Consider the following 12440-nt stretch of genomic DNA (forward strand, 5'->3'; position numbering starts at 1 on the left):
AATAATAGTGAATAACATAATAATTCTCATTCATCCTAATTGCTAAATACATTACATAACTTTTAATTAGGCAATGAGAAAGACACAACTAAGGAGGCTTATTATATGAAAAAGTTATTAGCAGGTTTTCTTACACTTACATTAGCGCTTGCTGCTTGTTCTAATGGTAGTGATGACAATGGTGGTAATAAAGATGATAGCTCGAAAGACAAACAGTCTTCCGATGACAAATCAAAAGACTCAAAAGATTCTAAGAGTGATGACAAAAAAGACAATGATAGTTCCGATGAAAATTCGGATAGCAAATCAGACAGCAACTCAGATAGTGATGCTGATAAAAATGGTTCTGACTCTAGTTCTAGCTCTGACTCTAATTCTGACTCTAGTTCTAGCTCTGACTCTAATTCTGACTCTAGTTCTAGCTCTGATGACAGTAGCAATTCTGGAAATAGTGACAATGCCAATGATAGTTCGACTAATGGTTCCAATGAAAGTGCTAACAATAGCGGTACTTCAAATAATGGTGATAATTCAAGCAATACGAGTAACAATGATAGTACAGCAAGTAATGCAAATAGTAATGCAGACCAAGCTTCTAATAGTGCAAGCAGTTCGAATGAGGGTAACACAAATAACAGTGGAACTTCTCAATATGTGGCACCTTATCAAGGTCAAAATGCAGTACCTGTTGCACAAAACATTACTTCAGGTAGTACTGACCCACAAACAGCTTTACAGTCATTGCCTAATTTCCAAAATTCATTAGATAATGCAACTGCAGAAGTTAATGCGTTAAATGGCCAATCTAATCCTTATAATGATTACGCTATTGAAGGTAGTGAAGGCAATTATAGCTATATTTTTAGTTTCCAAAATCAAGCACAACCGGGTAGTTATTCAATTGTAACAGTTGACCAACAAGGTACTGTTAGAGTAGTTGACCCAGCATATCAACAATAAAGAATCATAAAATAGTGCAAGTTTTATACTTAATATGATAAAGAGGCAAGTAGATGAAATGAATTTGAAAAAAATTGATTTCTAACTTGCTTCTTTTTATTTTTGCTTAACTTTGCAGTATATACTCATGTTACTATTGTTATCACTTAAAACACATTTTATATTTAAAAAAACTCCAAAGTTAACATTGGAATATGAAAACTTTGAAGTTTAAAGTCGGCAACAAATCGTTGATTGTATTTTTGATTATTAAGTTTATGTGTTGGAATTAATAGACTTTTGAATAATATGGGAAATCGTTTCAAAAGCATGATTGTCTTTGTTTATAAATGGATTATCGTGTATATCTTTCATTTGATGACTGATTAAATCATTTAAAAGTGCTTTTGAATCACTATATCGAACTGTAGAAAGAGAATGCATAACATCTTCATAAACACCACGTTCGCAAACATATTTTTCGTGATCAGGCGTATATTGGCAGACAGTTTTATCAATCGTGAGTGCATCAAAAATAATTGAAGAATAGTCTGTCAATACTGTATCTGATACTAACAACAAATCTTGAATTTCTATATGTGAAGGTGCAATGATAGCATTTTCAGGCATATAGTTAGATTGATCGTTGACATGTCCTTTAAAGATAACGTTATATTTATTTAATAAACCATCACTAATTGGTAATAAATCGGTTGTTTCATTTGCTGCTTTCCATGTAGGAACGTAAAGTAATGTTTGTTTTTGAGGGTCTAGCTTTAATTCTTTCTTAATGAATGAGATATAAGGTTGATCAGATTGTTTATCTAATAAATATCTAATTCTTGGATAACCACAATTTAATAAATGAGTATGTTGTTGTGGAAATGCAGATTTAAAATGTTCCATAATGGCTCCGGAATCACTGATGAAATAGTCTTGTTGTAACCATTTATTATATTTGCGTGCGCGATAATTATAAATATTGAGATTTTCATTTGGTTCATGACTATCTAAAAATAGTTTTTTTATAGGTGTGCCATGCCACAGTTGTATAATTGTACCATTTGGTTTGATATCGTCGGGGATATCGTTTTCTAAAATGACCACACTTGCTGTTTCGATAAGACTTTTTGCTTTCGCATCATTTGGATCAATAAAATTAGGTCCATTTACATCATTAGTTATAAAAAATATAGGTAATTTAGAAAAATATTTTGCAAAATGATTAAATAAATAGCGAGAATTACCTCGGAACCCATAATCAAAACCTAAAAAGACAATATGATTTTTAACTTTCGATTTATCTTTTTTGTAAATATAACTGATTTCATCATGTTTTTTTTCGTAATGATGTTGAATTAAATTATAAAGCCAATGTGGAAGTTTGAATTTAGTATTTTTAAGCACTTTATCTGTAAATCGAATATCATCATTATTAGGTGCTAATGTTTCACTATTTTTAAATGGTAACGTGTGTTTATGTTCAAAGGCTAATTTGTTTAAATTAAATTTAGTAGTGTTTAATGGCGTGAACGCTTGAATGCAATTCCAAACAGCATCACTAGTTGTATACGTATGTTTGAAATTAAAAACAACATGGCTATCTGTAGCAACATCATCTTGTAAAAGTGATAATAATGCTAAATCAAATATATTATTAACTGTATATTTGTTTATTATTTTTTGAGCAGTTTCTATATGAAAAATAATATTTGGAAAATGATTTAGATTATCCATCCAATCATTAAAAGTGATTTCTGATTTACCGAAATATCGGCAATCATTTAAATATTGCTGATTGATTGTATAATCTGCAACGATAGTGACGGGTCTTAGTGTAACTGCCTCTAACATTGATTGATAAATCTCACTATTTTGATCTATATATACAAAATGAGAATATCCTTCCGCTGTAGCTTTCTCAAGATGCTGAGCTAAAAGGTCCCACGTTGAAAATTCTATTTGCTTTATCATTTATAATCCCTCTATTTAAATATTATTATCCCTATTTTATCATTTAATATGTCATAGATAAAAGAAACATTGATATTCATATCATTACTGACGTACAGCGCCTGAATTGATATATATTCAATTGTAGTTTATTAGAAAATTAAAAAACTTTAATTTTGGGCTTTTAATTTTTTGAAAATTATTGTATTTTACTTAAAGTAGATGTTATAATTTATGTGAAATAATTCACAAATAAAAGGATGATTAATTATTTTAAGTATAGGAAGTGAGTATATATGTTTGTAGAAAGTATTAACCCCTTTAACAATGTATTATTATCCAGTATTGTGGCTGCTATCCCTATCATTTTATTTTTATTATGTTTAACCATTTTTAAAATGAAAGGGATATACGCTTCAATTACGACATTAGTCGTTACGTTGATACTTGCCATAACGATATTCAAATTGCCTATGAATATCGCTACAGGTGCATCAATTGAAGGATTTTTCCAAGGTGTAATTCCAATTGGTTATATTGTAATTATGGCAGTTTTGTTATATAAAGTTACAAATGAAACTGGGCAATTTGATAAGATTCAAGATAGTATTGCGAGTGTATCTCAAGACCATCGTATCCAATTATTGCTCATAGGTTTTGCATTTAATGGATTTTTAGAAGGTGCAGCAGGTTTTGGTGTACCGATTGCGATATGTGCTTTATTATTAACTCAGTTGGGCTTTAAGCCTTTAGAAGCTGCAATGTTATGTTTAATTGCCAACGCTTCAGCTGGTGCTTTTGGAGCTATTGGTTTACCTGTCACTGTAATTGATACACTTGGTTTGCCAGGTGATGTTACAGGTTTTGCGGTTTCTCAAATGTCGGCTTTAACTTTATCGGTTATGAATATGTTTATACCATTTTTATTAGTATGGATTATTGATGGTTTTAAAGGTATTAAAGAAACATTACCAGCAATCCTTATTGTTGGTGGGACTTTTACCATACTACAAGCTTTGATCACGGTGTTTATTGGACCAGAACTAGCTGATATTATCCCACCGTTAGTATCAATGTTAGCTTTAGCAGTATATTCTAAAAAACATCAACCAAAAAATATATTTAGATTGAAAGATAGCGGAGAACCTAAGACTATTGTAAAACATAATTTTAAAACTTTAATATATGCGTGGAGTCCATTTGTGATTTTAACAGTATTGGTTATGGTTTGGAGCGCACCACAATTTAAAGGACTGTTCACATCTAATGGTGCATTGAGTGCATTAGTATTTAATATTCAACTTCCAGGTACGTATAGCGCTATTGCTGATAAAGCAATTACATTGCCACTCAATATCATTGGACAAACTGGTACAGCAATTTTATTAGTAATTTTAATAACTATATTGATGTCAAAACAAGTGAATATGCTTGATGCAACACGTTTGTTAAAATTAACTTTTAAAGAATTATGGTTGCCTATTATTACAATTTGTATTATTTTAATTATTTCTAAATTAATGACTTATGCAGGTTTAAGTAATGCTTTAGGTGAAGGTATTGCTAAGGCAGGATCAGTCTTCCCTCTATTATCACCTGTTTTAGGTTGGATCGGCGTATTTTTAACTGGTTCTGTGACAAATAATAATACGTTATTTGCTCCGATACAGGCAGCAGTAGCTAATAATATTGGTACAAGTGGTGCATTACTTGTATCAGCCAATACTGCTGGTGGTGTAGCAGCTAAATTGATTTCACCTCAGTCCATTGCTATTGCAACTGCATCTGTACAACAGGTAGGTAAGGAATCGGAATTATTAAAAATGACATTGCGTTATAGTTTTGCATTTATTATCTTTGTATGTTTATGGACATTTATGTTGAGCTTTATCATTCATTAAAACAACAGCATTGATATGTTTGCTAGTCAGTTATCTGTAAATACGCAGAATTAAGGCTGCTTTGATTTGGTATTATATCGAAACACGAAGTTAAATATAAAGATAGAAAAAAAGAAGCCATATGGCTTCATTCAGGCTGTCGACAAAGTTTCCGACTTTGTTGACAGTTTTTTTGTGCCCACTATCCGTGGGCACTGCCTTAGCTTGTAGTCTTCGGCTAGTGATATTCCCACAGGAGACGGACAAATCACTACCAATATTTAATATATAATAATTAACAGTGGCGTTGTTTGTTATGGTGAATAAATCAATTGATAAATGGAATCATAGTGAAATAATGTACTAAAGCTGGCATATGGAAAAAACTAAAAGTTTCTTTTTTATTTCGACGCTATCATCATTTGAAAGTAATGGTAGACAGAATCTGATGAAAATGATTGAACAGTTTGGTATCCATTTTCTATGATCGCTTGTTTATTAAATTCTTGGTTTATAAGTCGTAGTAGTTTATTAGAAAGATCTTCTACATTTCCATGTGCTACTAAATATCCATTGACGTTATTTTGTATCAGTGCATCTGGGCCAGCGTTACCATTAAAGCTAACCACAACATTACTTTGATTCATTGCTTCTAAAATCACCATTCCGAAACCTTCATTACGAGAGGGGATGACTGTAATATCACTTTTAGCTAATTTTTCGTTTAATTGTTGAGTTGAACCATAAAGCTTTATGATATCTGCCAGTTGATGCTCTATGATTAATTGTTGTAAGAGTTCGTGTTCTTTTCCATCACCATAGATGTGTATTTGATATTTAAAACGTCTGACCTCTTGTTGAATAGGTATGATACTTTGAATTAATAGATCGAATCCTTTCTCGTATTCTAATCGTCCTGCAGCAGTGATGATTTTATCTTTTGATACTGAGAGGCGAGGTTCATTTAAAATATTGGGTATGACATAAACAGGAGTTTGAATGAAAGCTTCATATTTACTTTTATCACTTTCTGTTAGTGTGGTTACTTTATCTAAATATTGATAAGCATCTGCAATTTCTCTTTGTAAAGCAATGTTGTGTGCTTCAAAATTCATATGCTCCATACCAATCTTCTCTACATTTTGTGAACCATAGTGAGCAATTAATATATTGAAACTCGCGCGTGTACCTATGAGTATATCAGTAGAAACATTACGTATTGCTTTAATCATTTTGTTTTCAATATAATGTGAAAACTGATATAGTCCTGGTTCATATTGAGAAATTAATTTTGGTTTAGAAAAAGAGGTATATTTGTGGATTCTATTGAAAAAAATATCCTTAATATTAAAAAATTGTAATTGATAGTCTGTTAAAGCACGCACTTTAATAGATTTATGTAGCTTGAAATAAGGTTTAGAAGCCCCTTTGAAAACGGAAATGATTTCAACTTGATGGCCTTTTTCAGCTAAAACATTAGCTAATTGAGAAATAGATTTAACGGTACCACCCATAGCATATAAGTTATGCGTAAAAAAAGTGATAGATTTCATTGGAATACCTCCAAAAGTATAAGAATTAAATTAGAATTTATTATAGCATGAAATTTAGGTGATTGATAAAGTAATGAAGGTTATATGAGACACAATGTAATTTGCTCAATATATTTAAATTTAAAATAGTAATTTAAGTCGTATCATAGCAATGATAGTTAACAGGTATTAACATAATTTAAGTAGAATTACTGAAAGCCCTTTTTTCATAGGGCAATAACGTATATAATTAGAAGTGTACCAAAAGATTCTGCTATTTTTTAAGTACTTCGTATAATTATAGTAGATTAAGATTTAAATCATTTACTATAGAAAACGCTTTATCATGGTTGAGACTTTCCTAGATAAAGATAACGTGTCTATAAACATATATAAAAGGGGGACTGTGTTTGTTATGAGTAAACAACATAGCAAAACAGATGTCATATTAATTGGCGGCGGTATCATGAGCGCAACACTAGGAACTTTATTAAAAGAACTTGCACCTGAGAAAGACATTAAAATGTTTGAAAGATTATCTACACCAGCAGAAGAAAGTTCGAATGCATGGAATAATGCAGGAACAGGGCATTCTGCATTATGCGAACTAAATTATACAAACGAAAACAAAGATGGATCAATTGATATTACTAAAGCTGTTAAAATTAATGAACAGTTTCAAATTACAAAACAATTTTGGAATTACCTTGTTAAGCAAGGTCAATTATCAAAACCAGAAGCTTTTATTAAACCTGTGCCACATATGAGCTTTGTACAGGGCGTACGTAATGTAGATTTTTTAAGAAGACGTGTTGAAAGATTAAATAAAAATATTTTGTTTAGTAATATGGAAATTACGGATGACAAAGATCAAATTTTAGAATGGGCACCGTTGATTATGGAAGGGCGCACATCAAATATACCAATGGCTATTACATATGACAAAACGGGGACTGATGTAAATTTTAGCGCGCTAACAAAAAAACTATTCTCTAATTTAGAAGATAAAAACGTAGAACTTAATTACGAACATGAAGTAGAAAATCTGAGTCAACGTAAAGATGGAACTTGGGAAGTTAAAGTGAAAGATTTGAAAACGGATGAAGTTACAATAGTAGATAGCGACTTTGTATTTATAGGTGCCGGTGGAGCGAGTTTACCTTTATTACAAAAAACAGGCATTAAGGAGTCTAAACATATTGGTGGATTCCCAGTAAGTGGTCTGTTCTTAGTTTGTAGAGACGAGGCTATTACTTCAAAACATCTTGCGAAAGTTTATGGAAAAGCAGCTGTTGGTGCGCCACCGATGTCAGTACCACATTTAGACACACGTTATATTGATGGCAAGCGTACCTTATTGTTTGGACCATTTGCTGGCTTTTCACCAAAATTCCTAAAGACAGGTTCAAATATGGATTTAATAAAATCAGTGAAACCAAACAACCTTATAACAATGTTATCGGCAGGAATTAAAGAAATGAACTTAACTAAATATTTAATTTCTCAACTAACACTGTCAAACGAGGAGAGAATGGAAGATTTACGTCAATTTGTGCCAAATGCTAAAAGTGAAAATTGGGAAATTGTAGTTGCAGGACAACGTGTACAAGTCATTAAAGATACTGATAAAGGAAAAGGTACTTTACAATTTGGTACTGAGGTTATTACTTCTGAAGATGGTTCTTTAGCAGCACTTTTAGGCGCTTCTCCAGGCGCTTCGACTGCAGTTGACATCATGTTTGATGTACTTCAACGTTGTTACAAAGATGAATTTAACAATTGGGAAGAAAAAATTAAAGAAATAGTGCCTTCATTTGGTATGAAATTATCAGAAAATGAAGCTTTATACACTCAAATTAATAAAGAAATAACTAAAAACTTAAAAATTAATTAATAAGTATGATGTACTCATTTTATTAAATGAAGTTCTTGCGAGATAAATTTCCATACTTAAAATAGAAGCGCTAATCCATTACGGGTTAGCGCTTCTTTATATTTAAATCTTGAAATTTTGATCGTGCATGTATACCACAAGTATGTTGTATGATGGTTCGAGCATCGAACCCGTGGCCTCTGAAACATATGGTTTTCTAGGCGTTTACACGCTTGTTATTTATTGATATTAACAGTGAAAGTAGTACCTTCATATTTCTTACTTGATACTTCAATTGTGCCATTGTGTAATTCAAAAATAGCTTTAGCAATTGCTAAGCCTAAGCCATTACTATTATCATGATTGCTTGCTTTATAAAAACGTTCAAATAGACGAGATTGAGTTTCTGGTGTCATACCTTGACCATCATCAGTTATATTAAAACGAATGTGATCAGTATCATGTGTGAGTGTAATGTCAATTGTACCACCTTGTTCTGAATATTTAATCGCATTAGTTATTAAATTTTGAAATGCTTGATTTAATAGTCGCTCATTTCCTATTAATGATATATTAGCTAAATCAGACATAATAATTAACTCTTTTTCGTTCGTCGCAAATTGTTCATGACGTATAATCTGTTTAATGAGCTTATTGAGTTCGATATGATCAGTTAATTCTAGATGCTCCCCATTATCAATTTCTGATAACAATAAAAGTTCTTTTGTTAATTCACTTAGTTGCGTTGTAATTTGGTATATTTCGTCTATATACTGTTCTCGTTCTGTGGCACTTTTTGTAAATTTTAATTGATCAAGTAAATGATGAATATGCGTTAAGGGTGTTTTAATCTCATGTGAAACATTTTGAACAAAGTGTTGTCTCATGTCATCTACTTGTTTTAAAGAAAGTCTCATTTTATCAAAACGGTATTGCAACGTGCCGAATTCATCATTACGCTTAATATCTATTGGCACATCAAAATTGCCTTCCATTAATCTTTCAGTCGCTTGTTTTAACTGTTGTATTGGTTTAATAATCATGTAAGTTGAAGAAATAACCCAAATGATTGAGATGACTAATAATAGTGTAATTAATATGACTAAGAAAATTCTAAATTCACTAAATGTTTTTCCAATGTCTGGTCTCATAAATACTGCATAGTTATGACCATTGGATTGAAATTGCACACCAACAGTATTTTGAGTAGTATTTTCAAAGAATCCAGTGATGAAAGGATTGTATGGTAAATTGCTTATCCCGTGATAGTCATTTCCCTTTAAGACAGATTTAATATTTTTCGAGTCAACATTGTCTTTTCTAAATGCAGTACCATAATAAGCTTTTTTACCATTTTCTGATACGGTCATAACTTGATAATTCATCTGTCCAAGGTGTTCGAAAAAGGGTTTTGGCAATTGTATTTTAGATTGCTTTTCATAAGAAATTGCATCTTTTAATGTTCTCATGATTTTAGCATCATTATTCTCTTTTAAATGATTATGATAAATGACGTTAGTTAATAGGAAACTAAGCACAGCGCTTGATAGTAAGATGACGATTGTATATATAGCAATACGTGAATATAGTGATTTAAACATTGTCATCAACCTTGTAACCTAAGCCACGCACTGTATGAATTGTAATAGTAGCTCCTAGTTTCGATAAACGTTTTCTCAAACGTTTAATGTGTACGTCAACTGTTCGTTCATCACCTTCATAATCAAACCCCCAAATTTTTTCAATCAAATCATCACGGTTAAATACTTGTTTTGGATGCGAGGCAAGTAAGAATAAGAGTTGAAACTCTTTATTTGGCAAGTTCATTGATTTAGTAGAAGATTGAAGCTCTAAATAAGCTTGATTAAGCGTAAGATTTCCAACTTTCAACTCATTATTAGCATTTATATTATAGCGTTTTAATACGGCCTTTATTCTAAAGATAAGTTCTTTCACTTCAAATGGCTTGGTAACATAATCGTCTGTGCCAGTTAAATAAGCTTGTTCTTTATCACTAAGTGCGTCTCTAGCTGTTAACATAATAACTGGCATTTCAAAATCTTCTTTTAAAATTTTACATAATTCAAAACCACTCATGCCAGACATCATTACATCTACGATAGCAATATCAACTTGATGTGTATCTAAATATGACAATGCGTTTTCAGCACTTGATTGTGTTACTACATCTAATCCTTCTCGTGAAATATAATTTGAAACATATTCTAAAATTTTACTGTCATCATCGACAATTAAACAAGTTGTCATGCTCAAAATCTCCTTAATCATTTTACAGACATTATATATGGAAAAATTTAACTTAACAAATAGGAAATATTTCAAAAAGTTAATCATAGTTCATATTGAGTTCATATACAGAGACTAAACTTTAAATATAAGTTCTTGAAAGGGAGTGAATCACTATGAAATTAGCATGGCAAGAAATAAAATATTATAAATTTCGTTATATATTAATCATGTTAATTATATTATTATTAGGCGTTATGGTTCTATTTATTAGTGGGTTGGCACAAGGTTTAGCAAGAGAAAATATTTCTATGTTAGACAATATGAAAGCTGAAAAATATGTGATGCAAAATAACAAAACACCACAAATTGAAAAATCAATTATTAAACCAGAACAGCAAGAGAAGATTGAAGATATTAGCGGGCAGTCACCTTTAAAAATAGCATCTCAAACTTTGAAAATTGATAAAGATGAAGAAGATGTTGTTATGACGAATACAGTGAAAAATGAAAAACCCAAATTGTCAGAAGGGCATTATCCTAAAAAAGACAATGAAATTGCAATTAATAGTAAATTAACTGCAAGTGGGGTAGATGTTGGAGACAACATTAAAATTAAAGACGGTAAAACGTTAAAAGTTTCAGGTGTTTTGGATGACACAATGTATTCTCATAGTTCAGTGGTTATGATGAATAATAATGGATTTGATGAATTGAATAAAAATGTGAGTACTGTTTATCCAATTAAAGATATGTCACAAAAACAGATGAATAAATTAGAAGATATTAATGGTATAGATGTATTTACAGAAGATGATATCACAAGTGAAATACCAAGTTATCAAGCAGAACAAGCACCACTTAATATGATGATAGTTAGCTTGTTTGTTATTTCTGCTATAGTCCTTAGTGCATTCTTCTATGTTATGACGATACAAAAAATTCCTGAAATCGGTATTTTAAAAGCAATTGGAATTAAGACAAGACATTTATTAAGTGCATTAATCATTCAAATATTAATAACTACAATGATTGCAGTTATTATTTCTGTGGCGTTAATCAGTGGATTGTCATTAGTAATGCCAATTTCTATGCCTTTCCATGTAACTGTTACAAATATATTATTAGTCGTGGGTATTTTCATAGTTGTTGCAATTGTCGGTGCAGCATTATCATTTATTAAATTATTTAAAGTAGACCCTATTGAAGCTATAGGAGGTGGAGAATAATGAGTTTACAAGTTAAAGATATTAAAAAATCTTTTGGTAAAGGCTCTTCCGAAACTAAAGTACTAAAAGGGATCAATTTTGAAGTGAATGAAGGAGAATTTATAATTTTAAATGGAGCCTCAGGTTCTGGTAAAACGACGCTTTTAACTATTTTAGGTGGATTATTGTCACAAAGTAGTGGAGAAATATTATATAATGGTGAACATTTATACGATAGTGATAAAAAAGCTTCTGAACTAAGATTAAATGAAATTGGATTTATATTTCAATCTTCACACTTAGTACCGTATTTAAAAGTTAAAGATCAGTTAATAACTATAGGTAAAGAAGCGGGAATGGCTAAAAAAGAAGCCACTGATAGAGCAGAAAAATTATTAACACAAATCGGTTTAGCAGACCAGTTAAACGTATTTCCACACACACTTTCAGGTGGACAAAAGCAACGTGTTGCCATCATGAGATCATTAATGAATAATCCTAAAATAATATTAGCTGACGAGCCAACTGCAAGCTTAGATGCCGAACGTGCTACAGAAGTGATAGATATGATTAAAAATCAAATTCAAAGTAAAAATATGATAGGTATTATGATTACACATGATAAAAGACTATTTGATTATGCTGACAGAGTAATCGAATTAGATGATGGTGTCATTGTTAATCGATAGTATATTTAAAAGAGACATGATAAAAGTCGTGTTTTCAAATTAAATGGGAGTAGGATAGAAATCTTTTTAATAAAATTAGATTTCTGTCCCACTCCCTTTTTTATGAATAGCATTGCACA

9 protein-coding genes are annotated in these 12440 nt (G+C 31.0%); 5 read left to right on the top strand and 4 right to left on the bottom strand.

Annotated elements, in window-relative coordinates:
• The first annotated feature begins 105 nt into the window (after positions 1 to 105).
• Positions 106 to 960: a hypothetical protein gene (locus KA856_RS03225; protein WP_107385699.1), complete on the top strand. Its 855-nt coding sequence runs from the start codon at positions 106 to 108 to the stop codon at positions 958 to 960.
• A gap of 255 nt (positions 961 to 1215) precedes the next feature.
• Here KA856_RS03225 and KA856_RS03230 read toward each other — a convergent pair whose 3' ends face one another.
• The gene (locus KA856_RS03230; protein WP_107384983.1) at positions 1216 to 2913 is read right to left on the bottom strand and encodes a CDP-glycerol glycerophosphotransferase family protein; all 1698 of its coding nucleotides are present in this window, start codon (positions 2911 to 2913) and stop codon (positions 1216 to 1218) included.
• 275 nt (positions 2914 to 3188) lie between these two features.
• Between KA856_RS03230 and KA856_RS03235 the strand changes: the two genes are divergently transcribed.
• Complete coding sequence (locus KA856_RS03235; RefSeq protein ID WP_107385698.1) at positions 3189 to 4793, top strand: L-lactate permease; 1605 nt, start codon at positions 3189 to 3191, stop codon at positions 4791 to 4793.
• A gap of 380 nt (positions 4794 to 5173) precedes the next feature.
• On the opposite strand, the gene KA856_RS03240 is transcribed toward KA856_RS03235, so the two are convergent.
• The gene (locus KA856_RS03240; RefSeq protein ID WP_107385697.1) at positions 5174 to 6325 is read right to left on the bottom strand and encodes a glycosyltransferase family 4 protein; all 1152 of its coding nucleotides are present in this window, start codon (positions 6323 to 6325) and stop codon (positions 5174 to 5176) included.
• Positions 6326 to 6719: 394 nt separating this feature from the next.
• On the opposite strand from KA856_RS03240, the gene mqo reads away from it, so the two are divergent.
• Positions 6720 to 8198: a malate dehydrogenase (quinone) gene (mqo, locus tag KA856_RS03245; RefSeq protein WP_107385138.1), complete on the top strand. Its 1479-nt coding sequence runs from the start codon at positions 6720 to 6722 to the stop codon at positions 8196 to 8198.
• A gap of 215 nt (positions 8199 to 8413) precedes the next feature.
• Here mqo and KA856_RS03250 read toward each other — a convergent pair whose 3' ends face one another.
• A complete protein-coding gene (locus KA856_RS03250) occupies positions 8414 to 9778 on the bottom strand; it encodes a sensor histidine kinase (RefSeq protein ID WP_107385137.1) in 1365 nt (454 codons plus the stop codon).
• Complete coding sequence (locus KA856_RS03255) at positions 9771 to 10445, bottom strand: response regulator transcription factor (protein WP_107385696.1); 675 nt, start codon at positions 10443 to 10445, stop codon at positions 9771 to 9773. Before KA856_RS03255 ends, KA856_RS03250 begins: the two co-directional genes overlap by 8 nt.
• A gap of 155 nt (positions 10446 to 10600) precedes the next feature.
• Here KA856_RS03255 and KA856_RS03260 point away from each other — a divergent pair, with 155 nt between their 5' ends.
• Positions 10601 to 11653, top strand: coding sequence for an ABC transporter permease (locus tag KA856_RS03260; RefSeq protein WP_107385695.1), 1053 nt, complete (start codon positions 10601 to 10603; stop codon positions 11651 to 11653).
• Positions 11653 to 12321 (top strand): ABC transporter ATP-binding protein, encoded by a 669-nt coding sequence (locus KA856_RS03265; protein ID WP_107385134.1) that lies wholly within the window; start codon positions 11653 to 11655, stop codon positions 12319 to 12321. The genes KA856_RS03260 and KA856_RS03265 overlap by 1 nt, the downstream gene beginning before the upstream one ends.
• The last annotated feature ends 119 nt before the right edge of the window (positions 12322 to 12440 follow it).

Source organism: Staphylococcus sp. GDB9P120P (assembly GCF_017893435.1).
GTDB lineage: Bacteria > Bacillota > Bacilli > Staphylococcales > Staphylococcaceae > Staphylococcus > Staphylococcus cohnii.